The following is a 25,794-nucleotide window of genomic DNA, read 5'->3' on the forward strand; positions in this document are numbered from 1 at the left end:
ATTCTAACGGGCTGACTGGTACGGGCTGCTAGTGCGGGTGCGGGGTCAGCCCCATGAGTGAAACTAGCTCGTCCGCTGCCCGGCGAACGTCATCATTGATGACGGTGTGGTTAAACTCCGGTTCAGCGGCAAGTTCCAGTTTAGCTGTTTCCAGCCGCTGCTGCTGCTCCTGCTCCGTTTCCGTGCCGCGGCCCACCAGGCGGCGGACCATTTCGTCCCAGGTGGGCGGTGCCAGGAACACAAACTGGGCGTCCGGAACGGCTTCCTTGACCTGGCGCGCACCCTGCAGATCGATCTCCAGCAGGACGGACCGGCCGGCGGCGATTGCCTCGTTTACGGTGCTCTTCAGCGTGCCGTAGGTGTTCTGTCCGTGGACGACCGCCCACTCCAGGAACTCGCCGGCCGCAACGAGCGACTCGAACTCTTCCTTGGACTTGAAGAAGTAGTGGACGCCATCCTGCTCACCGGGCCGCGGAGCGCGGGTGGTGGCCGATACGGAAAGCCACACTTCGGGGTAGTTATCCCGGATGTAGGTGGACACGGTGCCTTTGCCAACAGCCGTCGGACCAGCGAGGACTGTCAGTCCCGGTTTCTTGCTCACGTATTCCTTTGCGGCGGAGTTTGGGGTCGGGCGCCTCTAGGAACGCCCTATTTCTCGTCTATAAAATCTACCAGCGCCTGGCGCTGGTGAATGCCCAGGCCCCGGAGCCGGCGGGACGCGGCAATGCCCAGCTGCTCCATAATGGCGGCAGCCCTGACTTTTCCAATGCCAGGCAGGGCCTCCAACAGCTCCACCACCCGCATCCGGGCCAGGGCGTCGTCCGCTGCGGAGGCATCAAGGAGGTCCGCGGCCGATGTCTTACCGTTCTTGAGGCGATCTTTTGCGGCCGCCCGGGCGGCCCGGGCGGCGGCCGCCTTGGTCAGGGCGGCCGCGCGTTCCGAAGCGGATAAGGGTCGCAGGCTCATGGAGGACACCCCCGGATTCATCGGCAGAGCCCAAGGCGACCGCCATTGGACTTGTCCTGAAACCTACCCCTTGGCGGGCGGTGAATCAATGGATGCCGCCATGAGGGACCTATTCGCCGAGTAGCCCGACAAGCGTGCGCAACGCAGCATTGCGGAGGCCCTGGACCCCCGGACCGGCGGCAAGGATATCCCGGCTGGACGTCCCCAGGACCTGCGGGTACGCGGCCCCGAAGGTCCGGCGCAGGTCCGCACGGGTGGCACCCTGCGCGCCCAGTCCCGGGGCGAGGATCGGTCCGCGGACGGCCGGAAGGTCAAGATGCAGGTCAGTCAACGCTGACCCCACGGTTGCCCCGACGACGAGTCCAACGGACCCCATCGTGCCGGCATAACGGCTGTTTTCTGCCGCTGCCGCCTCGACTATCCGCCGGGCAACGGAGTCGGCTCCGCCCACATGCTGAACGGATGCCCCCTCCGGATTTGAGGTCAGCGCCAGCACAAAAACGCCGCGGCCGTTGACGGCCGCCAGGTCAAGAGCGGGACGGAGCGACTCAAACCCCAGGTACGGGCTGAGGGTCACGGAGTCGGCCGCCAGGGACGAGCCGTCCCGCAGCCAGGCATCCGCGTAGGCAGCCATCGTGGAGCCGATGTCCCCCCGCTTGGCGTCGGCAATAGTGAGGACCTGTGCCTGTGCTGCCGCGGCCAGGACCTCTTCAAGGACTGCCATCCCGGCCGAGCCGTGGCGCTCGTAGAGCGCCACCTGCGGCTTCACCGCGGCAGCGAGGGAACCGACGGCCTCCAGGACCGTCAGTGAAAACCGCCGCAGCCCTGCGGCGTCGTCGGCCAGTCCCCAGTCCTTCAGGAGTGCCGGGTGCGGGTCAATGCCCACGCACAGCGGCCCGCGGGACGCCATGGCCGCCCCGAGCCGGGAGCCGAAGGACTCCCGGCCGGCAGGGCTGGATGAGGGGGAACCGGCCTCAGGCATGCTGCGAAACCTCGGACTCGGCTGCCGCGTTCTCCGCCGCTGCCTTCTGGGACGCCACCAGCGCGGCGGCGTGCTCCTGCAGGCTGGTCACTGACCACTCATAGGTGCGCATTGCCTCAATGGCCTGCACCGCTGCGTTGAACTCGGCCACCGTGGTGATGCAGGGGATGCCGATGGAGGTCGCGGCAGCACGCAGGGCGTATCCGTCGCTGCGGGCTTCGCCGCCGGACGGGGTGTTGAAGACCATGTCGATCTCGCCGGCGATGACGAGGTCCGCGATGGTGCCCTCTCCTTCGGCACTGCTGCCCTCGGCGACCTTGCGGACCGTGCTGGCCTGGATGCCGTTGCGGCGCAGGACGTCGGCGGTGCCACCGGTGGAGACGATCTCAAAGCCGAGGTCCGAGAGGCGCTTGACGGCCATGATGACCGCACGCTTGTCCCGGTTGGCCACGGAGACGAAGATCTTGCCTTCAGTGGGCAGGGCGTTGTTGGCGGCTGCCTGGCTCTTGGCGAAGGCGGTATCGAAGTGCTTGTCGATGCCCATGACTTCGCCGGTGGAGCGCATTTCCGGCCCGAGCAGCGAGTCCACTACCTTGCCTTCCGGGGTGCGGAAGCGGCTGAACGGAAGCACGGCTTCCTTGACCGAGACCGGGGCGTCGAGCGGCAGCGTGGAGCCGTCGCCGGTTTCCGGCAGCATCTTGTAGGCGGTCCGGAGCTGGTGGATGGTGACACCGGTGCCGATCAGCGCGGCTGCCTTGGCCATCTGGACGCCCGTGGCCTTGGAGACGAACGGCACGGTGCGGGAGGCACGCGGGTTCGCTTCGAGCACGTAGAGAACATCGGAGGCCAGCGCGAACTGGATGTTGATCAGGCCGCGGACGCCCACGCCTTCGGCGATGGCGCGGGTAGCCGTACGGACACGCTCGATCACGTTGTTGCCCAGGGTGATCGGAGGCAGGACACACGCGGAGTCGCCGGAGTGGATGCCGGCCTCCTCGATGTGTTCCATGATGCCGCCCAGGTACATGTCGGTGCCGTCGAAGAGCGCGTCGACGTCGATTTCGACGGCGTCCTCCAGGAACCGGTCGATCAGCACCGGGTGGTCCGGGGTGATTTCCGTGGCGTTGGCGATGTACCGGGAGAGGTTCGGCTCGTCGTAGACGATTTCCATGCCGCGGCCGCCGAGCACGTAGGACGGGCGGACCAGGACGGGGTAGCCGATCTCGTCGGCGATCTTCTTGGCATCGTCGAAGGACACCGCGGTGCCGTTCTTCGGGGCGATCAGCCCGGCGTTGTCGAGCACGCGGGAGAACTCGCCGCGGTGTTCGGCGAGGTCGATCGCCTCCGGGGATGTGCCCAGGATGGGGACGCCGGCGTCGGCCAGCTGCTGGGCCAGCTTCAGCGGGGTCTGGCCACCAAGCTGCACAAAGACACCCATCACGCCGCCGGTGCGTTCCTCGGCGGCGATGACCTCAAGGACGTCCTCGAGGGTCAGCGGCTCGAAGTACAGGCGGGTGGAGACGTCGTAGTCGGTGGAGACCGTCTCCGGGTTGCAGTTGACCATCACGGTCTCGTAGCCGGCCTTGCGCAGTGCCATGGAGGCGTGGACGCAGGAGTAGTCGAACTCGATGCCCTGGCCGATGCGGTTGGGGCCGGAGCCGAGGATCAGGATGGACGGCTTGGAGTGCAGCGCAATCTCGTCCTCCTCGTCGTAGGACGAGTAGTGGTACGGGGTGTAGGCGGCGAACTCGGCGGCGCAGGTATCCACAGTCTTGTAGACCGGGCGGATCCCGAGGGCCTGCCGGACACCGCGGACCACGGCTTCGGAGTTGTGCGTGAGCGAACCGATCTGCTCGTCCGAGAAGCCGTGGCGCTTGGCGCGCTTGAGCATCTCCACGGTCAAAGCTCCGGCCTGGCGGATCTCGTGGGAGATCTCGTTGAGCAGCTGGAGCTGGTCCAGGTACCAGGGGTCGATCTTGGTGGCTTCGAACAGCTGTTCCACGGTGGCGCCGCCGAGCAGGGCGCGCTGGACCTGGTGCAGGCGTTCCGTGGTGGGCCGCTTGGCCTTCTCGATCAGCTCCGGGACTTCCCATTCGGGGACCGAGGTGAAGTCCAGCTGCGAGCCCTTCTGCTCCAAGGAGCGCAGCGCCTTCTGCAGGGCCTCGGTGAAGTTACGGCCCATGGCCATGGCTTCGCCCACGGACTTCATGGTGGTGGTGAGGGTGTCGTCAGCGGCCGGGAACTTCTCGAAGGCGAAGCGCGGAACCTTGACCACCACGTAGTCCAGGGTGGGTTCGAAGGACGCCGGGGTCTTCTGCGTGATGTCGTTCGGGATTTCGTCCAGCGTGTAGCCGAGGGAGAGCTTGGTGGCGATCTTGGCGATAGCGAAGCCCGTGGCCTTGGACGCCAGGGCGGAGGACCGGGACACGCGCGGGTTCATCTCGATGACCACTACCCGGCCGGTGTCCGGCTCGATGGCGAACTGGATGTTGCAGCCGCCGGTGTCCACGCCCACCTCACGGATGACGGCGATGGAGATGTCGCGCAGCCGCTGGTATTCGCGGTCGGTCAGGGTCAGCGCCGGTGCCACGGTGATGGAGTCGCCGGTGTGGACGCCCACGGGGTCGAAGTTCTCGATGGAGCAGACCACAACGACGTTGTCGTTCTTGTCGCGCATCATCTCAAGCTCGTATTCCTTCCAGCCGAGGATGCTCTCTTCGAGCAGCACCTCGGTGGTGGGGCTGTACTGCAGGCCCTGGCCCACGATGCGGCGGAGGTCGTTTTCGTCGTAGGCCAGGCCGGAGCCGAGCCCGCCCATGGTGAAGGAGGGCCGGACCACCATCGGGTAGCCCAGGTCTTCGGCCGCGGTCAGGGCCTCGTCAATGGTGTGGATGATGTGGCTGCGGGCGGATTCGGCGCCGCAGCGCTCCACCACGCCCTTGAACTTTTCGCGGTCCTCGCCGAGCTCGATGGCCGCGATGTTCGCTCCGATGAGCTCCACGTTGTACTTTGCCAGCACGCCGTTTTTGTCCAGCGCAATGGCTGTGTTCAGTGCCGTCTGGCCGCCGAGGGTGGGCAGGATCGCGTCCGGGCGCTCCTTGGCGATGATCTTCTCCACCACCTCGGGGGTGATGGGCTCGATGTAGGTGGCATCGGCGAACTCGGGGTCCGTCATGATGGTGGCCGGGTTCGAGTTCACCAGGATGACCCGCAGGCCCTCCTCCTTGAGGACACGCAGCGCCTGGGTACCGGAGTAGTCGAACTCCGCGGCCTGGCCGATGACGATCGGGCCGGAACCGATGACCAGGACGCTCTTAAGGTCAGTTCTCTTGGGCATTACTTCTTGTCCTCAGTCTTGGAGTCGGTGGTGTTCCCTGAGCCGGTTTTGGTGACGGCCATCAGGTCGATGAAACGGTCAAACAGGTAGGCGGCGTCGTGCGGGCCAGCCGCGGCTTCCGGGTGGTACTGCACCGAGAAGGCGGGGATGTCCAGGCACGCGAGGCCTTCGACGACGTCGTCGTTGAGGCTGATGTGGCTGACCTCGACGCGGCCGTAGCGCTCCTCGGGAGCATGCGTGGCGCCGTCGAGCGGTGCGTCCACGGCGAAGCCGTGGTTCTGCGAGGTGATCTCCACCTTGCCGGTACGACGGTCCAGGACGGGCTGGTTGATACCGCGGTGGCCGTAGCGGAGCTTGTAGGTGCCGAAGCCCAGGGCGCGTCCCAGGATCTGGTTGCCGAAGCAGATGCCGAAGTACGGCAGCTTCTCGTCCAGGACGGACCGGAGCAGCTTGACCTGGGCGTCTGCCGTGGCGGGGTCGCCCGGGCCGTTGGACATAAAGAAGCCGTCCGGGTTGACGGCCTTGACGTCCTCGAGGCTGGAGGATGCCGGCAGGACATGCACCCGGACGCCACGCTCGGCGAAGCGGATGGGGGTCATGGCCTTGATGCCGAGGTCGATCGCGGCAATGCTGAAGCGTGCCTCGCCGTCCCAGCCGTGGTCCTTGGGATCCACCACGTAGGCCGTATCGACGCTGACTTCCTCAGCCAGCCGCGCGCCTTCCATCGGGGCGCTGGCCAGGACCGCGTCAAGGAGTTCCTTGTCCGTGACCTTCGCAGCTTCACCGGAGAAGATACCGGCGCGCATGGTCTTGTGCTCGCGCAGATGCCGGGTAATTGCGCGGGTATCCACGCCCTGGATGCCCACGATCCCCTGCGCGATGAGTTCCTCGTCCAGGGAGCGTTCAGAGCGCCAGTTGGAGGGGCGGCGGGCGGCGTCGCGGACGATGTAGCCGGCCACCCAGATGCGCCGGGATTCGGCGTCCTCGCTGTTCACACCGGTGTTGCCGATGTGCGGCGCGGTCTGCACCACCAACTGGCGGGCGTACGAAGGATCGGTGATGGTTTCCTGGTAGCCGGTCATGCCGGTGGCGAACACTGCCTCGCCCAGGGCAGTGCCCTGCGCGCCGTAGCTGGTGCCGCGGAACATGCGGCCGTCCTCCAGGACCAGCGCCGCCGGTATGGGAACTGTGGTGGGAACCGTGGTGGAAAGGGCTGCTGGTGCCGCAGTCTCTGCTTTTGCTGCTGTTTCTGTCACTGTCTTACTTTCCACTCTGGGGATCCTGGGAATGTTCCTGGGGGGCGGCGGCGATCAATTGCTGAAGGGAGTCATAGAGGGCGTCTTTGTCGGCGGCCCGGCGGGTCCGGAAGCCCGTGTCGAATTCGTGCGTTCCGAGGTCCCAGGTAAGGACCAGGAGCCCGTCCTTTTCCACGAATTTGCCGGCCATTCCGCTTTCCTGCCGGACGGCCCTGAGGCTGCCGGCCGGGATGTAGAGCGCCGGGGCGCCGGTTCTGTCGAACAGGACGCCGTGCGGATACACGCTGAGGACGGCATTGGTCCGGATGCCAAGCCTGTGCACCGCGATCCGGTCCAGCCAGTCTCCGGCGGTGGTGGACGCAACGTACTGGCCATCGGCCCCGGCGAGCGGCACCCCGGGCGACTCGGGCACGTCGGGCAACCGGCCGACGTCGGCCTGACGCCTGAGTCGGTTGCGCCAGCCTACCCAGATCATCAGCAGGACGACGGCGATGAGCACCGTTGTGATGAGGCCGGTGAGCAGTTTGGTGTCCATCAGGAGGCGCCTGCCGCGGAGGGTTCCCGGTACGGTGTGTTGATCTTGCCGTCCAGGACGGTGGGGTGGCCCTTGTAGAAGGTAGCCACCACCTTGCCCGGCAGCTCCAGCCCGGCGAACGGGGAGTTACGGCCCATGGTTGCCATCTTGGCAGGGTCAACGGTCCAACGGGCAGCCGGGTCCACCAAAACAATGTTGGCGGGTTCACCGGCGTCCAGAGGACGGCCCTGGTCCGTCACCCGGCCGATCTGCGCCGCCGCGGTGGAGGTCACGCGGGCGAAATCGGCCCAGGTCATGAGGCCGGTTTCGATCATGGTGTGCTGGACCACGGACAGTGCGGTTTCCAGCCCGGTCATGCCCATCGCTGCCTGCGCCCACTCGCATTCCTTGTGCTCGCTCGGGTGCGGGGCGTGGTCGGTGCCCACCACGTCGATGGTCCCGTCCGCCAGGCCGGCGCGCAGTGCCTGCACATCTGCATCCGTCCGCAGCGGCGGGTTGACCTTGTAGACCGGGTTGTAGCTGCGGACCAGGTCGTCGGTGAGCAGCAGGTGGTGCGGGGTGACTTCGGCCGTGACGTTGATGCCGCGTTCCTTGGCCCAGCGGATGATCTCCACGGAGCCGGCGGTGGATACGTGGCAAACGTGCAGCCGGGAGTCCACGTGCTGCGCCAGCAGGACGTCACGGGCGATGATGCTCTCCTCGGCGACCGCCGGCCAGCCGGTGAGCCCCAGGACGGCGGAGACGGCTCCCTCGTTCATCTGGGCCCCGGCGGTCAGGCGGGGTTCCTGCGCATGCTGGGCCACCACGCCGTCGAACGCTTTGACGTACTCCAGGGCGCGCCGCATCAGCACGGGATCGTGGACGCAGATGCCGTCGTCGGAGAACACGCGGACCTGGGCGCGGGAATCTGCCATCGCACCGAGTTCGGCGAGCTGCTCGCCGGCCAGGCCGACGGTCACGGCGCCGACGGGACGGACGTCCACCCAGCCGGCAGCGCGGCCCAGGCTGTGGACTTGTTCCACCACACCGGCGGTATCGGCCACCGGGTTGCTGTTGGCCATGGCGTGGACCGCGGTGAAGCCGCCCAGGGCGGCGGCGCGGGTGCCGGTCTCTACGGTTTCGGCATCTTCGCGGCCGGGTTCGCGCAGGTGTGTGTGCACGTCCACCATGCCGGGCAGTGCCACCAGGCCGGCGGCTTCGATGACGGTGGCGCCGTCCGCGTCCTTGTGGGTGGCGGCGGCTGCACCCCGGGCGGCGATGACGCCGTCACTGATGAGCAGGTCTTCGGCCCCGGCGCCCAGGATCGATGCACCGCGGATCAGGTAGTTGCCGTTGTTCTCTGCCATCAGTTGCTCTCCTTGGTGGAATGGGCGGCGTTTGAACGCACTGCATAGGTGTGGGCTGTGTTGGCGTGGACTGTGCTGGTGGCTGCCCCCGCGGTGGCGGCTGGTTCGCGGGTATCCCCGGAGAGCAGCAGATAGAGGGTGGCCATCCGGACCGAGACGCCATTGCGCACCTGTGCCAGCACGGTGGAACGGGGCGAGTCGGCGGCGGCGGAAGAAATCTCCAGGCCACGGTTCATGGGTCCGGGATGCATGATGATGGTGTCCTTCAGTCCCAGGCTGTCCAGGGCCCGGAGCCGGTTGTCATCAAAGCCCCAGCGACGCGAATATTCGCGGGTGGAGGGGAAGAACGAGGCGTTCATCCGCTCGCCCTGCACGCGCAGCATCATCACGGCGTCCACACCCTGCGCCAGGGTGTCATCCATGTTGTAGCTGACCTTGCAAGGCCAGTGTTCGACGCCGATGGGCAGCAGGGTGGGTGGCGCCACGAGGGTGACGTCAGCGCCGAGCGTGCGGAGCAGCCAGACGTTGGAACGGGCCACTCGGGAGTGCAGGACATCTCCGGCGATGGCGACGCGCATGCCTTTGAGGTCTGCCCCGGCGGACGCGGAGCCCGCCAGCTTTGACCAGTGCCGGCGCATAGTGAAGGCGTCCAGGAGGGCCTGCGTGGGGTGTTCGTGGGTGCCGTCACCGGCGTTGATGACGGCGGCGTCGATCCAGTCCGTCGCGGCGAGACGGTGCGGCGCGCCCGAGGCCCAGTGCCGGATAACGACGGCGTCCGCGCCCATGGCGGCCAGCGTTTGGGCTGTGTCTTTGAGGGATTCGCCTTTGGAGACCGAGGAGCCTTTCGCGGCGAAGTTGATGACGTCGGCGGAAAGCCTCTTGGCGGCCGCTTCGAAGGAGATCCGAGTGCGGGTTGAGTCTTCGAAGAAGAGGTTCACTACAGTGCGGCCACGGAGGGCCGGGAGCTTCTTGACCTCGCGGTCCCCGACGGCAGCCATTTCTTCAGCGGTGTCGAGGATGCGGATGGCGTTGGCCAGGCTGAGGTCTTCAGTGGAGAGGAGGTGTTTCACGCGCCACCCTCGATAACCACTTCGTTGACCACGGAGCCGTCGGCGGCGGTGTCGGTTTCCTCCAGGCGGACCCGGACCTTCTCTGCGGACGAGGTAGGCAGGTTCTTGCCTACGTGGTCCGCCCGGATGGGCAGCTCACGGTGCCCGCGGTCGATCAGCACCGCGAGCCGGACGATCCGTGGACGGCCGAGGTCGATGATGGCGTCAAGGGCGGCACGGATGGTGCGGCCGGAGTACAGGACATCATCGATGAGCACCACAACTTTGTTATCGATTCCCGTGCGCGGGAGCTGGGTGGGGTACGGCGGCCTGGTGGGCTGGTGGGAAAGGTCATCGCGGAACATAGTGACGTCCAGCTGCCCGACAATGGCGGTGGCGTCCACGGTGGGATCGGCGGCGGCGATCTTGTGTGCGAGGCGGACGGCCAGCGGATAGCCGCGGCGCGGGATGCCCAGCAGGACCAGGTCCTTGGACCCTTTGTTGGCCTCAAGGATCTCGTGGGCGATTCGAGTGAGTGCACGGTCAATGTCGGCCTGGTTGAGGACAACCCTGGCTGGAACCGGTGCGTTTGTGACAGAAGTCAAACTCTCGTCTCCCCTTTCCCCGCCTCACGGGACGGAATTAAAAAAGGATCATTTGCGTTTCAAAATTACCACATCGGCAGCGGCATCATAGGCTTCCAGTATGTCCATGCACCCTCATCAGCCGGGTTCCGGCCAGGCCGGCGGGCCTGCCGGTCCACAAGATCCCTTCCCCAGGCAGGCCAACCCCAGTTGGATGGGCCGGGTGGAACCGGAGTACTACCGCCCGGCGCCCGGAACCAACGCAGCTCCCCTGCCGCCTTTGGGGCCTCCGCCGGCGAGTCTCGCAGGCAGGCGGGCCAGCGGCCTCCTGGCCCTGACTGTGGGAGGCGCCGCGCTCGTCTTCCTCAGCATGTTCCTGGTGGTGCCGTTCCTGCTGGCCAACACCGGCGTGGGCGGGTTCCTGGTGGGGTTTGTGCTGTCACTGATTCCGTTGTCCGCAGTGCTCCTGGCCGTCTACCTGATCGACCGGTGGGAACCGGAACCCAAGCGGCTCCTGTTCTTCGCGTTCACCTGGGGCGCAGCCGTGTCCATCGCCGTCACACTGCTGATCCAGCCGTTCTTCGCCCTGACCTTCCAGTTCAGCGACGTGGCTGACTTCCGGACGTTTATGGCCACCGTCCAGGCGCCCGTGGTGGAGGAGTTCGCCAAGTCCCTGGGCCTGCTGCTGATCCTGCTGCTGGCGCGCAAACACTTCGACGGGCCGGTTGACGGTGTGGTGTTTGCCTTCACCATCGCCGGCGGCTTCGCGTTCACCGAAAACATCCTCTACTTTGGCCGGGCGATCGCCGAATCCGCCAACCCGGGAACGGACCTGGCCCAGGTCTTCCTGCTCCGTGGGGTGATGTCCCCATTTGCCCATGCCATCTTCACCGGAACCACCGGACTCATCATGGGTTTCGCAGCCCGCCGCTGGCATGCCGGGGCTTCGGTGTTGGCCTTTGTCATCGGACTGATTCCGGCCATGCTGCTGCACAATCGGTGGAACAGCATGGGCGCGGGGTTCCTGGCGGAGTACATCCTGATCCAGGTGCCCATCTTTGTGCTGGCCGTTGCGGGAATCATCCTGCTCCGCGTCGCAGAAAACCGGCTCACGCGCCAACGGCTAATGGAATATTCCGCGGCTGGCTGGTTCAGCCCTGCCGAAGTGGAACTACTGGCCACACCCGGCGGCAGGCGTACCGCGCTGCAGTGGGCCGCCGGCTACGACCGCCGCCCGCAGATGAAGGCTTTCCTGCACGCTGCCACCCAGCTCGCCTTTATCAGGCAGCGCATCCTCAGTGGACGCGACATCCAGCTTCACCAGATGGAGGAACAGCAGCAGCTGCAGCGGATTCTGAACCTGCGCGGCGCCGTCGCGGGCTGACGCAGAAAGGACCGGTACCACCCCGTATGGGTGATGCCGGTCCTCTCCGTCACGAAATGCTGTTCAGACGGGTGCCGCTCAGGCGAGCAGTGAGGGCTTCAGCTGCTGCAGCCGGCCGAGGAGGCCGTTAATGAACGACGGCGATTCATCCGTTGAGAGCGTCTTGGACAGTGCCACTGCCTCACTGACCGCGACGCCGTCGGGAACGTCGTCGTTGTACAGCAGTTCCCAGGTGCCGATCCGCAGGATGATGCGGTCCACCGAAGGCATACGTTCCAGGGTCCAGCCCTGGGAATAGGTCTCGAGGAATTCGTCGATGGCGGCCTGCTGCGAGACGACGCCCTCCACGATTTCCAGGGTGTACGGGTTCACGATCTGGTCCGTCAGTTCGCGCCGGGACCTGAGTACATCAAAAGCGGAAACCGAGCGCTGCTCAGCTTCGAAGAGAACGTCCAGTGCCCTGTTACGGGCCTTACCGCGTGCGCTCACTACTCGCTGACCCGGCCAAGGTAGCTGCCGTCGCGGGTGTCGACCTTGACCTTGGTGTTGTTCTCAACGAACAGCGGAACCTGGATCTCATAGCCCGTTTCGAGGGTGGCGGGCTTGGTGCCTGCGGAAGAGCGGTCGCCCTGCAGGCCCGGCTCGGTGTAAGTGATTTCCAGGACAACGCTGGGCGGAAGCTCGATGTACAGCGGGTTGCCTTCGTGGATGGCGATGTTCACCATCTGGTTCTCCAGCATGAAGTTGGTGGCGTCGCCAACAGTGGCGCCGGAGACTGTGAGCTGGTCGAAGTCCGAGGTGTCCATAAACACGAAGTCGGCGCCGTCCTGGTACAGGTACTGGTAGTCGCGGCGATCAACCGTGGCGGTCTCGATCTTAAGGCCGGCGTTGAACGTCTTGTCTACAACTTTGCCGGACATCACGTTCCGCATCTTGGTCCGCACAAACGCGCCACCCTTGCCGGGCTTGACGTGCTGGAATTCAATGATGTTCCAGAGCTGGCCCTCGAGCTTAAGGACCGTTCCGTTCTTGATGTCGTTAGTGGTTGCCACTGGTATCCTCTGGTTTCTATCTGTCTGGTCAGTTGTCAGACGTTCTATGCCGGCCAGCATGCCGAACGGCCCGCCAGCGCGTGTTTATCAAAAATCCAAGAACTATTCTACCGGTAAAACCAGGGCGGCTTGTGTCCAGGCTTTACGCACCACCCGGCTCGGAACGTGACAGGCCTGTCAGCAGGCAAGATCCAGGACCTCGCGGGCCCGCTGTAGCGCCACTGTGGACGAGTAAATCTGTGCGGCATCAGCCGATTGCGCGACCCGAAGGTCCAGCGCACGGGAAAAGGCTTCCACTGCGGCGGACGTGTGTCCAGCGGCGTACTGGGTCTTCCCCAGGTGTTGCAGGACCAAAGCTTCACGGTCAGTTCCGTGGAACTCCGCAAGCAGCTGGCGGAACAGGTCAAGGGCACGGTCCGTGCGGTGCGAGACGCGCAGCACCTCAGCCTCGAACGTGCGGAGGCGGAAGGACTCAGGGTCCTTGAAGCGGGCCTCCGCGAGCAGTTCGGCCGCCTCCGCAGCATGGCCCTCCACGAGCAGGACGAAGATCTGGTCTGAGGGGTCGATGGACGCCGCCAGGGCCTCGCGGCAGGCATCCTCGTTGACGATCTCCGGCAGCAGGGACTCCGGGTTGATCCGAATTCCGGGGAAGCCAGCCTCGGGCCAGTCGCTGGTGCCTGCCACGTCGCCCTGCATCAGGAGGCGATTTCCTGGTAGGCGGCGAAGAGCAGTGACGTGTCCGGGACATCCAGGATGCCCGGCTTGGCAATGCCGTCCAGAACCACAAAGCGCAGGAGGTCCCCGCGTGATTTCTTGTCCCGCCGCATGCCGTCCAGCAGGCCCTGCCAGCGGTCCCGCCTGTATGTGACGGGGAGGCCCAGGGTTTCCAGGATGCTGCGGTGGCGGTCGGCATCGGCGTCGCTGAGCCGGCCGACGCTGCGCGCAAGTTCAGCGGCAAACATCATGCCCACCGATACCGCCGCGCCGTGGCGCCAAGAGTAACGCTCCACAAGTTCAATGGCGTGCGCCAGGGTGTGTCCGTAGTTCAGGATTTCGCGCAATCCGGATTCCTTGAGGTCTTCCGAGACGACTTTTGCTTTCACAGCGATGGCGCGTTCAATGAGTTCGCGCAGGGCGTCCGATCCGGGGTCGGTGGCCGCCGCCGGGTCCTTTTCGATCAGGTCAAGAATGGCCGGATCTGCGATGAAACCGCACTTAATGACTTCGGCCAAGCCGGAAATGATTTCGTTCCGGGGCAAGGTGTTCAGCGTGTCCAGGTCCACCAGCACACCGGCCGGCGGGTGGAAGGAGCCCACCAGGTTCTTGCCCTCAGCGGTGTTGATGCCGGTCTTCCCACCCACGGACGCATCCACCATGCCCAGCAGGCTGGTGGGCATGTGGATGACCTTGACGCCGCGGAGCCAGGTGGCCGCCACAAAACCGGCCAGGTCGGTGACGGCCCCGCCGCCCACTGCCACGATGGCGTCGGAGCGCGTGAAGTCGTTCTGGCCCAGGACCTGCCAACAGAAAGCGGCGACCTGGATGTGCTTGCCTTCCTCGGCGTCCGGGATTTCCGCGGTCAGGGACGTGAAACCAGCTGCAGCGAGTTCGTCGCGGACGGTGTCACCCGTGAGCCGCAGCGCGCGGGGATGGATCACCAGCACCCGCCGGACCCGCTCCCCCAACAGCGCCGGAAGGTTCCCCAGAAGACCGCGGCCAACTACGACGTCGTAATTCTGCCCGGCGGATTCGCCGGTGACCTTGATGACTGTTGAATCAACGCTCAATTTTCAACTTCCTGTTTGGCGGCCGCGTAGTCACGCAGCGCAACTTCGAGCCGGTGTCCCAGCTCGCTGACCGAGCCATGGCGGACATCCACCACGAGGTCGGCCAGCCGTTCGTAAACGGGTTTCCTGGTAACAAAGAGTGCGGACCATCGGGCCATGGCATCGCCGGCGAGCAGTGGACGCCCCGAATTCCGGGCAATACGGACGGCCACGGTTTCCTCATCACATTCGAGGTACACCACAGTGCAGCGGCCCAGTAGCTGCTGCGTGCCGGAATCCAGCACAGCGCCGCCACCCAAAGAAATCACCCTGGCCGAGCCTTCTGCATGTTCCACCGCGCTGGCCACAGTCCGGGCCTCAATCTCCCGGAACGCGTGCTCACCGCGGCCGGCGAAGATGGAAGCGATACTGCCATGGGCGTCCACGATCAGGTTGTCCGTATCGACAAACGGCACGTCCAGCAGTTTTGCCAGCTCGTGACCGATCGCGGACTTTCCCACCGCCATGGGTCCGATGAGGACAATGGGCCGGTTGGCAGGCACACCGGCCTTACGGCTCCCTGGCACTAGTGGCCGATCGAGTCCAGGGATGCCGGAATGTTGTCCAGGTAACCCTTGATGTTGCGGGCAGTCTCCGCCACGGAGTCACCGCCAAACTTTTCGGTGACGGCCTCGGCCAGGACCAGGGCAACCATCGCCTCGGCCACAACACCGGCGGCGGGCACGGCACAGACGTCCGAGCGCTGGTGGTGCGCCTTCGCAGGCTCACCCGTGCTGACGTCAACCGTCCGCAGGGCGCGGGGAACCGTGGCGATGGGCTTCATTGCTGCACGCACGCGCAGGACGTCGCCGATGCTCATGCCGCCTTCAATGCCGCCGGCCCGGTTGCTGGTACGGATGATCTTGCCGTCGGCGTCCTTGACGATCTCGTCGTGCGCTGCGGAGCCGCGGCGTGCGGCGGTCAGGAAACCGTCGCCGACTTCCACGCCCTTGATCGCTTGGATGCCCATAAGGGCGGCGGCCAGCCTGGAGTCGAGCCTGCGGTCCCAGTGGACGTAGCTGCCCAGTCCCGGCGGGAGGCCGTAGGCGAGCACTTCCACCACGCCGCCGAGGGTTTCGCCTTCTTTGTGGGCTGCGTCTACTTCGGCGACCATGGCATCGGACGTCTCGCGGTCGAAGCAGCGCAAGGGATCGGCGTCGAGCGCAATCACGTTGGCCGGAACGGGCAGCGGACGGCCCTCGGGCACGGTCACGCTGGCGATGGAGACGGTGTGGCTGACCAGTTCGATGCCGAGCGCCTTGAGGAACTGGGACGCGACGGTGCCCATGGCAACTCGGGTGGCCGTCTCCCGGGCGCTGGCGCGTTCCAGGACAGGCCGGGCTTCGGAGAACCCGTACTTCTGCATGCCGGTGAAGTCGGCGTGTCCCGGACGGGGCCGGGTCAGGGGCGCGTTGCGGGCCTGGTCCGCCAGGATTTCCGGATCCACCGGATCGGCAGCCATGATCTGCTCCCATTTGGGCCATTCGGTGTTGGCGACCTGGATGGCCACCGGACCGCCCTGGGTCAGGCCGTGGCGGACGCCGCCGAGGATGGTCACGACGTCCTGTTCAAATTTCATACGTGCGCCCCGGCCGTAGCCAAGGCGTCGGCGTGCCAATGAATCGGCGATCTGCCCGCTGGTGAGTTCAACACCGGCGGGGACGCCTTCAATAATTCCCATCAGGGCCGGACCATGGGATTCACCGGCAGTCAACCAACGCAACATAATTTCCATCCTGCCACGTATGGCGGTCAGAACGCCCGTCGGGGAAGGCCGACTGAGTCGCACATCACATCTATGACAGACGCATTAACGTCGTCACCGCAGCCGGTGAACAGGCGTACCTGCTCCACTGCCTGGTACAACAACATTTCGAGTCCGGGCACCACGGCGCCGCCGCCGGACTGCCACACTGAGGCGATCCGGCTTGGCCACGGATCGTAGGCCACGTCAAGGAGGACACCGGGCGTCCCGGTTCCCAACGCGGCGATCTCGGCCGCCAGCCCGTCCGCAGCGCGCGGCGGGAGCGTGGAAATTACGACGTCGGCACTTGCCGTGGGCACTGCCGCTTCGGTCAGCGGCCGGACAACAAGGGAAAGGCCAACGCCGGCCGCGGCGGCCCGTGCTTCCTCGGCCCGGGACGTATCCCGGACGAACACCTGCGCGTGCTGCGTGCCAAGATCCTTCAGCGCGGCCACCGCTGCTGCGGCGGTACCGCCACCGCCCAGGACGACCGCGGCGGGGCTGGCCGGCACTCCGGCGTTTCGGACAGCGTTGACGATGCCGGCGACGTCGGTGTTGTAGCCGATGCGCCTGACGGAGCCGAGGTCTTCCTCGAAGGCGACTGTGTTGACCACGCCCAGTGTGAGTGCCACGCCGCGGACTTCGTCCACTTCGGCAACCATGCCTGATTTCAGGGGCATGGTCACTGAGAGTCCACGCCAGCCCTGCTGCGTCCTGACCTGTTCCATAAACGCGGGCAGCGCCTGCTCGGTCAGGTCCAGGGCCGTGTAGCCGATGTCCATCCCGAGTTTGCGGTAAGCCGCCAGGTGCAGGGCCGGTGACTTGGAGTGGCTGATCGGATGGCCCAGGACGGCGGCCCGGAGGCTCATGTGCAGCGGCCCACGTTGGCCTGGCACCAGGTGTTGTACTGGTTGACGTAGACGTTATGTTCGTCGAGTGTCTTGGAGAACTTTGTCTCCTTAGTGTCCAGGTTGATGGTTACCCAGTACAGGTAGTCGTTCGTTTTGGGCTTGGCCGCCGCATCGATGGCGGTTTTGCCCGGTGAGCCGATGGGGCCTGGCGGCAGCCCTGGGTTGGCGTACGTGTTGTACAGGTTGGACTTGTCCTTGCGCTCTTCATCGGTGAAATTGAAGCTCTTGGTGCCCAGTCCATACGTCACGGCGGAATCCACTTGCAGGAAGCCGTACGTCTGGTCATTCGGCTTGAGGCGGTTGTAGATGGCCCCGGCAACGTCCCCGTACTCAGCCTGTCCGCCTTCGGCCTGGACAATGCTCGCCACGATCACAGCTTCATACTGCTTCGCCGGATCGGTGATGCCCTGTGCCACAAGTTCGTCCGTGGTCACCTTCACCAGCGACTGCAGGATGTCCTTGGCCGGTGTGCCGAGCGGGAAGCGGTACTCCCCCGGGGCGAGGAAGCCCTCAAGGTTTTTCGCCTTGGCCGGGAGCCCAAACTGCGCGGGAGCGTTGCTGAGCTCCTTCAGTTGCTGCAGCGACACGCCGGAGCCCTCCGAGATGGCCTGCAGCGACTCGCCCACCCTGAGACCGGCACTCAATGCGAAGTAGATGACTTTGCTCTTGTCGGTGCCGAGCAGGACGCTGACGGCGTCGGCGTTCTTCATTTCCATCTTGAACGTGTAGTCCCCCGGCGCCAGCGTTCCGCCGGAAGAAGTAAATGCCTGCAGGAAAGTGTCAGCGTTGGCCACGACTTTACCGCTTTCCAGTTTGCTGGCCACGGAGCGCGTACCTTCACCTGGCTGGACCGAAACTACGACTTCGCCCGAACCGGGGCCGGGGTAATCGGCCGCTTTATCGTTTCCAAGGAGGGGTTTCAGGAACTGCGCGCCCACGGCGATCGCCGCCACGAAAACGACGAGTGTCAGGAACAGTGCCAAGAGGCGACGGCGGCGCCGCACCTTCTTGGAGGGCTTTGCCACCACGGAACCCGCGGCGGCGCCGGCGAACAGGCCGGAGTCGGCATGGTGATCATCTGGATAGTGGTCATCGACATGGTGATCATCACTGTGGCCTACATCGTGGTGTTCTTCGCCAGGGTAGTGGTGCCCGGCGTCATGGAGCGCCTCGTCAGGGTAGTGGTGCCCGGCGTCGTGCGCTTCATGAAAGTGCTCGTCTTGGGGATGGTCTGCGATCGGACCGGCGTCATGGATGGAAGGCGGCGTATCCGGCGCTGTAGGAACAGCCGGCCGCGGCTCGGGCTCGGGGGCGTGGACCGGTTCCGGCTGGGCCGCCGGCTCGGGGGCAGGCTCCGGAGCGGTCGCAGCTTCGGGAACAGGAGCCGTGGCAGGTGCAGTCGCATCCTGCCCCGTCTCGTAGGCCTGTTCGGGAACCACATCGCTGCTTCCCGTGTGCTTCTCCAGTGCGCGGAGCTCTTTGCGGGTCAGCGGCCTGGCGCCATCGTTGCTCGTGGCGCCTGAGGCGTCGTCGTTATTGGACGGGCTCACTGTAGCCTTCCGTGTTCTGAGATCGGGACGTGCCTTCCGGGGCCGCATGCTCGGGCTGAACTGCCGAACCTGCTCCGGATGGCCGAGTACGGGGCGGCGCAGTCACGCGGCTGCCAACGTCCGTTCCCCTGGCTTTTTGCATGTCGATGGCGTGCTGGAGGATGCCTGCCGCCGCGACCTGATCCACCACTTTACGGTGGTTGCGGCTGCTCATGCCAGCTTCGTGCAGGTTACGGTGCGCCGTAACACTGCTCAGGCGCTCGTCCACCAGGTTGACGGGAACGTCCATTTCCCGGGCAACAAACTCCGCAACCAGCAGTTCGGCGTAGGCGCTAGCCATCCTGGCAGAGGCGTGTTCCTCGCCCTTCATGGTGCGTGGCAGGCCTACGAAGACCTGGACGGCGCCCAGTTCCCCGGCGAGTGACGCGATGATACGAACGTCGGAATTTTTCTTGACGTTGCGGTCCAGGGTCTTGTGCGGAGTGGCGAGGATTTCGTCGCGGTCGCAGATGGCGACGCCCACGCGGACGGTGCCGACGTCTACCCCCAGTTTGATGCCCTGGGGGTAAACGGCGGCGCCAGCGGATTCTGTCACGGGTTCCCTAGCGCCGGGTGATGGCGTCCACAACGGCGGCCAGCGCCGGTGCGACCTTGGCGGCGTCCGTGCCGCCACCTTGGGCGACGTCGTCCTTGCCACCGCCGCCGCCGCCGAGGATTCCGGCCGCGAGCCGGACCAGGGCGCCAGCCTTCACGCCAGCTTCCCGGGCTGCCTCGTTGGTGGCCACGAGAATCATGGGCCGGTCATTGCTGACACCGGCCACTGCCACCGTGGATGCTCCCGAACCGAGGCGGTTGCGCAGGTCGAGGGCAAGGTTGCGGATGTCGTCTGCGCCGCCGATCTGGCCGGCATCGTGTGCGATGACCTGGACGCCGGCTGCATCCCGGGCTGTACCCACGAGGTTTCCTGCCGCCGCGGCGATCTGTTCCTTGCGCAGGCGGTCGAGTTCCTTCTCCGTGGCCTTGAGCTTGTTCAGGGTGCTGGCGATTCTGTCGGCAAGCTGGCCGGAGGGCACTTTGAGCATCTCCGTCAGTTCAGTCACCAGGGCGCGCTCGGCGGCCAGATGGCGGAAAGCATCCATGCCCACGAAAGCCTCCACCCGGCGGTTGCCTGAACCGACCGATTGCTCGCCGAGCAGCGACAGGCTGCCGATCAGGGACGTGTTCGCCACGTGCGTGCCGCCGCAGAGTTCCCGGGACCACGCGCCGTCGATCTCCACAACACGGACTTCGCTGCCGTAGTTTTCGCCGAAGAGCGCCATGGCACCCAGGGCCTTGGCCTCTGCCAGGCCCATGACCTTGGTGTCCACGCGGAAGTTGTTGCGGATGGCGAGGTTGGAGACTTCCTCTATTTCCGAACGCGTGGCGGTGCTGAGGCCTTCGCCCCAGGCGAAGTCGAACCGCAGGTAGCCGGCCTTGTTGTAGGAACCGCGCTGGGTGGCTTCGGGGCCGAGAATCTGGTGCAGGGCGGCGTGCACAATGTGCGTGCCGGTGTGGGCCTGCTCGGCGGCGTGGCGCCGCTCGCGGTCCACGGCTGCGCGTACCAGCGAGTCGGAGCCGATCTCGCCCTCGCGGACGATTGCCTTGTGGACGCTCAGGCCCTTGACGGGGCGTTGGACGTCCAGGACCTCGACGACGAATCCGTCACCGGTGATGAGGCCCGTGTCAGCCGACTGTCCGCCGGCCTCAGCGTAAAACGGGGTCTCCGCCAGGACGAGTTCAATCTCGTCGCCGGTGGCGGCGTGTCCCACGTTCTGTCCGCGGCTGAGAATGCCCCGGACCCGGGATTCACCATCCAGCTCCGTGTAACCGGTGAAGACAGTCTCGCCCTGCGCCAGCAGCTCCTGGAAGGCGCTGAGATCGGCGTGGCCGCCCTTCTTGCCCTTGGCATCAGCCCGGGCACGCTGGCGCTGCTCCAGCATCAGGCGGCGGAATTCCGGCTCGTCGACGTTGAGGCCGGCTTCTTCCGCCATCTCCAGGGTGAGGTCGATCGGGAAACCGTACGTGTCGTGCAGGGCGAAGGCATCGGCACCGGAAAGCGGCGTGCCGGCGGCCTTGGACTCCGTCACGGCATCTTCGAGGCGGGCAGTACCGGAAGCGATGGTGCGCAGGAAGGCCCGCTCTTCGGCATAGGCGATCCGGCTGATGCGGTCAAAGTCGGTCGCCACGATGGGGTACACGCCCTTCATGGCATCGCGTGAGGCGGGGAGCAGGTCCGGCAGGCAGGCCTTTTCGACGCCGAGCAGGCGCATGGAACGCACGGCGCGGCGGATCAGGCGGCGCAGGACGTAGCCGCGGCCCTCGTTGGACGGGGTCACGCCGTCGGCGATCAGCATAAGGGCCGAACGGATGTGGTCACCCACAACGCGCATGCGGACGTCGTCCGTGTGATGCGGATCCTCGGGTGTTTCGGCCGAGGTGTACTCGCGGCCAGACAGCTCGGCAGCCTTGTCGATCACAGGCCGGACCTGGTCTGTTTCGTACATGTTCTCGACGCCCTGCAGGATCATCGCGAGGCGCTCCATGCCGAGGCCGGTGTCGATGTTCTTTTTGGGCAGCTCGCCGACCACATCGAAGTCGTCCTTCGAGCGGACATTGTCGATCTGGTACTGCATAAACACCAGGTTCCAGATTTCGACGTAGCGGTTTTCGTCCGCAATGGGACCGCCCTCGACGCCGTAGGCAGGACCCCGGTCGTAGTAGATTTCCGAGCAGGGGCCTGCGGGGCCCGGCTGGCCGGTGTGCCAGTAGTTGTCTGCCTTGCCCATGCGCTGGATGCGCTCGGACGGAACGCCGGTGTTTGTCAGCCACAGCTCCTTGGCTTCGTCGTCCTCTTCGTAGACCGTCACCCACAGCAGTTCCGGCGGAAGGCCGTAGCCGCCGTCGTCTACGCTCTTGGTGAGCAGCTCCCAGGCGAACTTGATGGCGTCTTCCTTGAAGTAATCGCCGAAGGAGAAGTTGCCACACATCTGGAAGAAGGTGCCGTGGCGGGCGGTTTTGCCCACCTCTTCGATGTCACCCGTGCGGATGCACTTCTGAACACTGGTGGCCCGGTCGAAAGGGGCCTCTTCACGGGCAGTCAGGTAAGGGATGAACGGGACCATGCCGGCCACGGTGAACAGGAGGGAGGGGTCGCTGGATACCAGCGAGGCGGAGGGAACCGCGGTGTGCCCCTTGCTGACAAAAAAGTCCACCCAGCGCTTTGTGATCTCCTGCGACTTCATGAGCTGATTACATACCCTTCTCGGTTCACGCGTTGTGCCACGCATGACTTATTGATTCAGACGGCAGTCCCGGCAATCGGCGGCTGCTGGTTTAATTCTCGCGCGTTTTCCGCGGGTTCAGCGGTGGCTGAGATCCCGCGAGGGGACGGCCGGGGAGTCGATCCCGAGGGCGGCCCGGAGGTCTGTCTCGCGCTCATGCATTCCGGCCCGCACGGCGTCCGCGAAGTCATAGACACCGTCGGCCAGCCGGCCCACGGCGCGGTTCAGGCCCTCAGGCCCCAGGTTGGAGTGGGCTTCGCTGATCTTGCGGAAAGCGATGACACCGATAGCCACGCCGATTCCCATCCAGACAAATCGTTTCATTTCAGTTCTCCGGTGGCTTAGCGGCTACGGCGGCCGGGTGCGGGCTTCTTGCGGTTGGCGAGGGCCGAGCGCACGCCGTAGCTGAAGGCCGCCACCTTGATCAGCGGCGAACCGACGGTCGCTGCAACGAGTGATGAAAGCGCCGAAAGGTTTGCCGACGCATCTGAAACGTTGGAGGCGATGCCATCCACTTTTTTGAGCTGCTGGTTGGTGGTGGAGACAGTCGCCGTGACTTCGTCCATCAGGGGCGTGGCGCCGTCGCTGAGGGATCGGATGGAAGTCCGTATTTCTTCGAGCACACTACCGAGCTTCAGGATGGGCACGGCGAGCAGCAGCACCAGGAGTGCGAACACCCCGGCCGCGATCAGGCCGGCAATATCGCCACCAGACATAGACGTTCAACTCCTTGAAACTGACGTGGATTTTTTACCTCCGCGTACGCTGCCTTGATGCGTTCCGCAGATGTCCCCCAAGTACCTTACATACAAAGAAGCCCGTGGCGCTTGCCACGGGCTTCTTTGGATACGCTGCTTGGATTTAGCGTGCGTAGAATTCGACGACGAGCTGCTCTTCGCAGGTTACGGGAACCTCGGAGCGCTTCGGACGACGGACCAGGCGGGCCTGCAGGGCGTCAAGCTTGACGTCCAGGTAGGCCGGAACCTGGGGCAGGACGTCGCGGTGTGCGCCTGCTGCTGCAACCTGGAGCGGAACCATGGTTTCGCTGCGGGTGTGGACGTGGACAAGCTGGCCTTCGCTGACGCGGAAGGACGGGCGGTCAACGCGGATGCCGTCAACCATGATGTGGCGGTGCACAACGAGCTGGCGGGCCTGGGCGATGGTGCGGGCGAAGCCGGCACGCAGCACGAGGGCGTCAAGACGCATTTCGAGCAGTTCGATCAGGTTTTCACCGGTCAGGCCCTTGGTGCGGCGGGCTTCTTCGAAGGCGCGGGTCATCTGGGCTTCGCGGATGCCGTACTGGGCGCGCAGACGCTGCTTTTCGCGCAGACGTACGGCGTAGTCGGAGTCCTGCTTTTTGCGGGCACGGCCATGCTCACCGGGGCCGTACGGACGGCGCTCCATGTACTTGGCGGCCTTAGGGGTCAGAGCAATGCCGAGTGCACGCGAGAGGCGTGCTGTACGGCGAGCACGAGTGTTGTTAGCCACTTGTGTCCTTCCAATATCTGCGGTGTGTCAGTGTTACTGGCCTCCATAATGGAGAGCATCGGCCAACCGCTGCCTTTTGCTACTGGGCACAGGGCTACCCCAACGAAACAGCACAAAATACTGAAGGATGGGGAGATTGCGTCCGCGCCTTGCCAGACAACGAACAATCTTAGCAGGATTCGCCTGCAATCCCACACTCCGGCCGCCGCTCCCCCGCGTCACTTCCCCGCGTCACTTCCCCGCGTCACTTCCCTGCGTCACTCCCCGGGTCACCCGATCGCCGACGCCGGTCAGTTGCCGCGGATGATTTTCCGCAGCCGTTCGAGGCGCACGGCGATGTCCCGTTCCGCGCCGTTGCTGGTGGGCTCGTAGTAGTCCCGACCCACGAGGTCATCCGGCGGGTACTGCTGGCTGGCCACGGAATGGGGGGCATCGTGGGCGTATTTGTAGCCGAGCCCGTGGCCCAGCTGCTTGGACCCCGGGTAGTGCGCATCGCGCAGGTGCGCCGGGATCCCGTTGCCCCGGCCGGTACGGATATCCGCCACGGCCTTGTTGAGTCCCATGTACGCGGCATTGGATTTCGGCGCGGTGGCCAAATGCACCACGGCCTCGGCCAGCACGATCCGCCCTTCGGGCATGCCGATCAGCTGTACCGCCTGGGCGGCGGCAACCGCCGTCTGCAGCGCAGTAGGGTCCGCCATTCCCACGTCCTCCGCTGCAGAAATCACAATCCGCCGGGCAATAAACTTCGGGTCCTCGCCAGCTTCCAGCATTCTGGCGAGGTAGTGCAGTGCGGCGTCCACGTCGGACCCTCGGACCGATTTGATGAAGGCACTGACGACGTCGTAGTGCTGGTCGCCTGCGCGGTCATAGCGCACGGCGGCAACATCCAGGGCACGTTCGGTGTGCTTAAGCTCCACGGTGACCAGCGAGTCGGCATCGGCGTCGTCCGCATCGCCGAAGGCCACGCCCGCCGCCGCTTCGAGGGCTGTCAGTGCGCGGCGAGCGTCGCCGCCGGCGAGCCTGACGAGGTGGGCCAGTGCCTCAGCACTGAGCTCCACTTTCCCGTTCAAGCCACGATCGTCAGAGACTGCGCGCTGCAGGAGCCCTTCAATGTCCGCCTCTGTCAGCGGTTTCAGGGTGAGCAGGAGGGAACGGGACAGCAGTGGGGAGACCACGGAAAAGGACGGGTTTTCGGTGGTGGCCGCCACGAGCACCACCCAGCGGTTCTCCACGCCGGGCAGCAGGGCATCCTGCTGCGCCTTGTTGAAGCGGTGGATCTCGTCAAGGAAAAGCACGGTGGTGGTCTTGTAGAGATCCCGTGCCGTAAGGGCTTCGTCCATGACCCGCCGAACGTCCTTGACGCCCGCGGTGATGGCCGACAGCTCCACGAACTTCCGCCCCTTGCCCTTGGCGATCACGTGGGCGAGCGTAGTCTTTCCGGTCCCGGGAGGTCCCCAGAGGATCAGGGAGCTGGGGCCCGCCGGACCCAGGGCGTCGGTGCCGGCCGCCAACTGCCGCAACGGCGATCCCTGCCCCAGCAGGTGCTGCTGGCCCACCACGTCGTCCAGGGTGCGTGGCCGCATCCGGACAGCCAAGGGACTGCGCTGCGCCGCGCTGCGGCTGGCCACGGCGCGGTCGGCCGACGACGGTTCGTCACTGTCATCGTCGTCATTGCCATGCCCTTGGGCGAAGAGATCATCCACATAGATAGGCTACTCATTAGTTCACTGCCCCACTTCCGCCTTCCATTTCCCGCCCGCCATCCAAGGGATCCCGCCATGAGCGCACGCAGCACCCCCGCCGGCCGTCCGGGGTCCGTCAGGACCGCGTTTGTGTCCGGCGAACGCCTGGCCGGATGGGTGGAGCGTTTCGGGGCCGCGCACGGCGGCTTCCGGATCAGCGATGACGACGACGGCGTGCGGCTGCTGGCGGACGATGGCACCACCGTCTTGCTTCAGGCGCCGTGGCCACCGGACGGACGGCCGGGACGGGGCGCCGATCCACTGGAGCGCCTTGCCTCAGTCGCCGCCCAGCCACGGACGGCCGGACTGGTGCTGGTGCGGCGCGGCGGCTACGCGGCGGCCGTGGCCAGGGAAGGCATCCTCCTTGCGTCCAAGACGGGCTCCCGCTACGTGCAGTCCCGGACCGCTGCCGGTGGCCAGTCCCAGCAGCGGTTCGCACGCCGCCGGGCCAACCAGGCGGATGAGCTGGTGGAAAAGGTGGCGGCGCATGCAGCAGCGGTTTTCAGCGGCCAGCCACTCGAATACGTTGCTCCCGGCGGGGACAGGACCCTTGCCGGGCTGGTCCTTGACCACCCGGCGCTGGGGCCCTATGCCTCAGTCCCGCGGCTGGACTTCCTGGATGGGCCCGATCCCAAAGGCTCGGTAGTGAGGAAGGCCGCCGCGGATGTCTGCGCCGTCAGGATCCAGGTGACGGATCCGCCAGCGTAGGAGCGGCCGCC

At 65.6% G+C, this 25,794-nt stretch carries 25 protein-coding genes; 2 read left to right on the plus strand and 23 right to left on the minus strand.

Annotated features, from left to right (window positions below; all coding sequences use genetic code 11):
- Positions 1-28: 28 nt before the first annotated feature.
- The 9 genes from gmk to pyrR all read right to left on the minus strand — a co-directional run bounded on the left by gmk (position 29) and on the right by pyrR (position 10,076).
- Positions 29-601, minus strand: a complete 573-nt coding sequence (gene gmk, locus ACZY1F_RS09140) for a guanylate kinase (RefSeq protein ID WP_463914563.1) — start codon at positions 599-601, stop codon at positions 29-31.
- Between the two features lie 47 nt (positions 602-648).
- Entirely contained in the window at positions 649-966 is a 318-nt protein-coding gene (mihF, locus tag ACZY1F_RS09145) for an integration host factor, actinobacterial type (RefSeq protein WP_463941413.1), read from the minus strand.
- Positions 967-1,075: 109 nt separating this feature from the next.
- The gene (gene pyrF, locus ACZY1F_RS09150; RefSeq protein WP_463941414.1) at positions 1,076-1,948 is read right to left on the minus strand and encodes an orotidine-5'-phosphate decarboxylase; all 873 of its coding nucleotides are present in this window, start codon (positions 1,946-1,948) and stop codon (positions 1,076-1,078) included.
- Positions 1,941-5,285, minus strand: coding sequence for a carbamoyl-phosphate synthase large subunit (gene carB, locus ACZY1F_RS09155; RefSeq protein WP_463941415.1), 3,345 nt, complete (start codon positions 5,283-5,285; stop codon positions 1,941-1,943). Before carB ends, pyrF begins: the two co-directional genes overlap by 8 nt.
- Positions 5,285-6,565, minus strand: coding sequence for a glutamine-hydrolyzing carbamoyl-phosphate synthase small subunit (gene carA / locus ACZY1F_RS09160; protein ID WP_463941568.1), 1,281 nt, complete (start codon positions 6,563-6,565; stop codon positions 5,285-5,287). Before carA ends, carB begins: the two co-directional genes overlap by 1 nt.
- Positions 6,546-7,076 carry a PH-like domain-containing protein gene (locus ACZY1F_RS09165; protein ID WP_463941416.1) on the minus strand — a complete coding sequence of 177 codons (531 nt, stop codon included), beginning with the start codon at positions 7,074-7,076 and terminating at the stop codon, positions 6,546-6,548. The genes carA and ACZY1F_RS09165 overlap by 20 nt, the downstream gene beginning before the upstream one ends.
- Positions 7,076-8,422, minus strand: a complete 1,347-nt coding sequence (locus ACZY1F_RS09170) for a dihydroorotase (protein WP_463941417.1) — start codon at positions 8,420-8,422, stop codon at positions 7,076-7,078. Before ACZY1F_RS09170 ends, ACZY1F_RS09165 begins: the two co-directional genes overlap by 1 nt.
- Complete coding sequence (locus tag ACZY1F_RS09175) at positions 8,422-9,492, minus strand: aspartate carbamoyltransferase catalytic subunit (protein WP_463941418.1); 1,071 nt, start codon at positions 9,490-9,492, stop codon at positions 8,422-8,424. The genes ACZY1F_RS09170 and ACZY1F_RS09175 overlap by 1 nt, the downstream gene beginning before the upstream one ends.
- On the minus strand, positions 9,489-10,076 hold the full coding sequence (gene pyrR / locus ACZY1F_RS09180; RefSeq protein ID WP_056340241.1) for a bifunctional pyr operon transcriptional regulator/uracil phosphoribosyltransferase PyrR: 588 nt from the start codon (positions 10,074-10,076) through the stop codon (positions 9,489-9,491). Before pyrR ends, ACZY1F_RS09175 begins: the two co-directional genes overlap by 4 nt.
- A 100-nt stretch (positions 10,077-10,176) precedes the next feature.
- Here pyrR and ACZY1F_RS09185 point away from each other — a divergent pair, with 100 nt between their 5' ends.
- Positions 10,177-11,439, plus strand: coding sequence for a PrsW family intramembrane metalloprotease (locus tag ACZY1F_RS09185; protein WP_463941419.1), 1,263 nt, complete (start codon positions 10,177-10,179; stop codon positions 11,437-11,439).
- A gap of 78 nt (positions 11,440-11,517) precedes the next feature.
- On the opposite strand, the gene nusB is transcribed toward ACZY1F_RS09185, so the two are convergent.
- The 14 genes from nusB to ACZY1F_RS09255 all read right to left on the minus strand — a co-directional run bounded on the left by nusB (position 11,518) and on the right by ACZY1F_RS09255 (position 25,036).
- Positions 11,518-11,928, minus strand: a complete 411-nt coding sequence (nusB, locus tag ACZY1F_RS09190; RefSeq protein WP_463941420.1) for a transcription antitermination factor NusB — start codon at positions 11,926-11,928, stop codon at positions 11,518-11,520.
- On the minus strand, positions 11,928-12,491 hold the full coding sequence (gene efp, locus ACZY1F_RS09195; RefSeq protein ID WP_056340266.1) for an elongation factor P: 564 nt from the start codon (positions 12,489-12,491) through the stop codon (positions 11,928-11,930). Before efp ends, nusB begins: the two co-directional genes overlap by 1 nt.
- A gap of 177 nt (positions 12,492-12,668) precedes the next feature.
- The gene (locus tag ACZY1F_RS09200) at positions 12,669-13,187 is read right to left on the minus strand and encodes a tetratricopeptide repeat protein (RefSeq protein ID WP_463941421.1); all 519 of its coding nucleotides are present in this window, start codon (positions 13,185-13,187) and stop codon (positions 12,669-12,671) included.
- Positions 13,187-14,278, minus strand: coding sequence for a 3-dehydroquinate synthase (aroB, locus tag ACZY1F_RS09205; RefSeq protein WP_463941422.1), 1,092 nt, complete (start codon positions 14,276-14,278; stop codon positions 13,187-13,189). The genes ACZY1F_RS09200 and aroB overlap by 1 nt, the downstream gene beginning before the upstream one ends.
- Positions 14,275-14,820, minus strand: a complete 546-nt coding sequence (locus ACZY1F_RS09210; RefSeq protein WP_463941423.1) for a shikimate kinase — start codon at positions 14,818-14,820, stop codon at positions 14,275-14,277. The genes aroB and ACZY1F_RS09210 overlap by 4 nt, the downstream gene beginning before the upstream one ends.
- Before the next feature lie 23 nt (positions 14,821-14,843).
- Positions 14,844-16,043, minus strand: a complete 1,200-nt coding sequence (gene aroC, locus ACZY1F_RS09215; RefSeq protein WP_463941424.1) for a chorismate synthase — start codon at positions 16,041-16,043, stop codon at positions 14,844-14,846.
- A 26-nt stretch (positions 16,044-16,069) separates the two neighbouring features.
- Positions 16,070-16,930: a shikimate dehydrogenase gene (locus ACZY1F_RS09220; protein ID WP_463941425.1), complete on the minus strand. Its 861-nt coding sequence runs from the start codon at positions 16,928-16,930 to the stop codon at positions 16,070-16,072.
- Positions 16,927-18,522: an endolytic transglycosylase MltG gene (mltG, locus tag ACZY1F_RS09225; RefSeq protein ID WP_463941426.1), complete on the minus strand. Its 1,596-nt coding sequence runs from the start codon at positions 18,520-18,522 to the stop codon at positions 16,927-16,929. The genes ACZY1F_RS09220 and mltG overlap by 4 nt, the downstream gene beginning before the upstream one ends.
- Entirely contained in the window at positions 18,506-19,117 is a 612-nt protein-coding gene (gene ruvX, locus ACZY1F_RS09230; RefSeq protein ID WP_463941427.1) for a Holliday junction resolvase RuvX, read from the minus strand. The genes mltG and ruvX overlap by 17 nt, the downstream gene beginning before the upstream one ends.
- 7 nt (positions 19,118-19,124) lie before the next feature.
- A complete protein-coding gene (gene alaS / locus ACZY1F_RS09235; protein ID WP_463941428.1) occupies positions 19,125-21,803 on the minus strand; it encodes an alanine--tRNA ligase in 2,679 nt (892 codons plus the stop codon).
- A 117-nt stretch (positions 21,804-21,920) separates the two neighbouring features.
- Complete coding sequence (locus tag ACZY1F_RS09240) at positions 21,921-22,166, minus strand: DUF6167 family protein (RefSeq protein ID WP_463941429.1); 246 nt, start codon at positions 22,164-22,166, stop codon at positions 21,921-21,923.
- Between the two features lie 17 nt (positions 22,167-22,183).
- On the minus strand, positions 22,184-22,558 hold the full coding sequence (locus ACZY1F_RS09245; RefSeq protein ID WP_111907697.1) for a DUF948 domain-containing protein: 375 nt from the start codon (positions 22,556-22,558) through the stop codon (positions 22,184-22,186).
- Positions 22,559-22,703: 145 nt separating this feature from the next.
- Complete coding sequence (rpsD, locus tag ACZY1F_RS09250) at positions 22,704-23,330, minus strand: 30S ribosomal protein S4 (protein ID WP_058932352.1); 627 nt, start codon at positions 23,328-23,330, stop codon at positions 22,704-22,706.
- Positions 23,331-23,620: 290 nt separating this feature from the next.
- Positions 23,621-25,036 (minus strand): replication-associated recombination protein A, encoded by a 1,416-nt coding sequence (locus ACZY1F_RS09255; RefSeq protein WP_463941430.1) that lies wholly within the window; start codon positions 25,034-25,036, stop codon positions 23,621-23,623.
- Positions 25,037-25,111: 75 nt separating this feature from the next.
- Here ACZY1F_RS09255 and ACZY1F_RS09260 point away from each other — a divergent pair, with 75 nt between their 5' ends.
- Positions 25,112-25,783, plus strand: coding sequence for an acVLRF1 family peptidyl-tRNA hydrolase (locus ACZY1F_RS09260; RefSeq protein WP_463941431.1), 672 nt, complete (start codon positions 25,112-25,114; stop codon positions 25,781-25,783).
- The last annotated feature ends 11 nt before the right edge of the window (positions 25,784-25,794 follow it).

Source organism: Pseudarthrobacter xylosi (assembly GCF_055412765.1).

Bases quoted from the DNA above. Each gene is read 5' to 3' on its own strand.
- mihF (WP_463941413.1), bottom strand. From the start codon at position 966: ATGAGCCTGCGACCCTTATCCGCTTCGGAACGCGCGGCCGCCCTGACC.
- pyrF (WP_463941414.1), bottom strand. From the start codon at position 1,948: ATGCCTGAGGCCGGTTCCCCCTCATCCAGCCCTGCCGGCCGGGAGTCC.
- carB (WP_463941415.1), bottom strand. From the start codon at position 5,285: ATGCCCAAGAGAACTGACCTTAAGAGCGTCCTGGTCATCGGTTCCGGC.
- ACZY1F_RS09165 (WP_463941416.1), bottom strand. From the start codon at position 7,076: ATGGACACCAAACTGCTCACCGGCCTCATCACAACGGTGCTCATCGCC.
- ACZY1F_RS09170 (WP_463941417.1), bottom strand. From the start codon at position 8,422: ATGGCAGAGAACAACGGCAACTACCTGATCCGCGGTGCATCGATCCTG.
- ACZY1F_RS09185 (WP_463941419.1), top strand. From the start codon at position 10,177: ATGTCCATGCACCCTCATCAGCCGGGTTCCGGCCAGGCCGGCGGGCCT.
- ACZY1F_RS09200 (WP_463941421.1), bottom strand. From the start codon at position 13,187: ATGCAGGGCGACGTGGCAGGCACCAGCGACTGGCCCGAGGCTGGCTTC.
- aroC (WP_463941424.1), bottom strand. From the start codon at position 16,043: ATGTTGCGTTGGTTGACTGCCGGTGAATCCCATGGTCCGGCCCTGATG.
- ACZY1F_RS09220 (WP_463941425.1), bottom strand. From the start codon at position 16,930: ATGAGCCTCCGGGCCGCCGTCCTGGGCCATCCGATCAGCCACTCCAAG.
- alaS (WP_463941428.1), bottom strand. From the start codon at position 21,803: ATGAAGTCGCAGGAGATCACAAAGCGCTGGGTGGACTTTTTTGTCAGC.
- ACZY1F_RS09240 (WP_463941429.1), bottom strand. From the start codon at position 22,166: ATGAAACGATTTGTCTGGATGGGAATCGGCGTGGCTATCGGTGTCATC.
- ACZY1F_RS09245 (WP_111907697.1), bottom strand. From the start codon at position 22,558: ATGTCTGGTGGCGATATTGCCGGCCTGATCGCGGCCGGGGTGTTCGCA.
- ACZY1F_RS09260 (WP_463941431.1), top strand. From the start codon at position 25,112: ATGAGCGCACGCAGCACCCCCGCCGGCCGTCCGGGGTCCGTCAGGACC.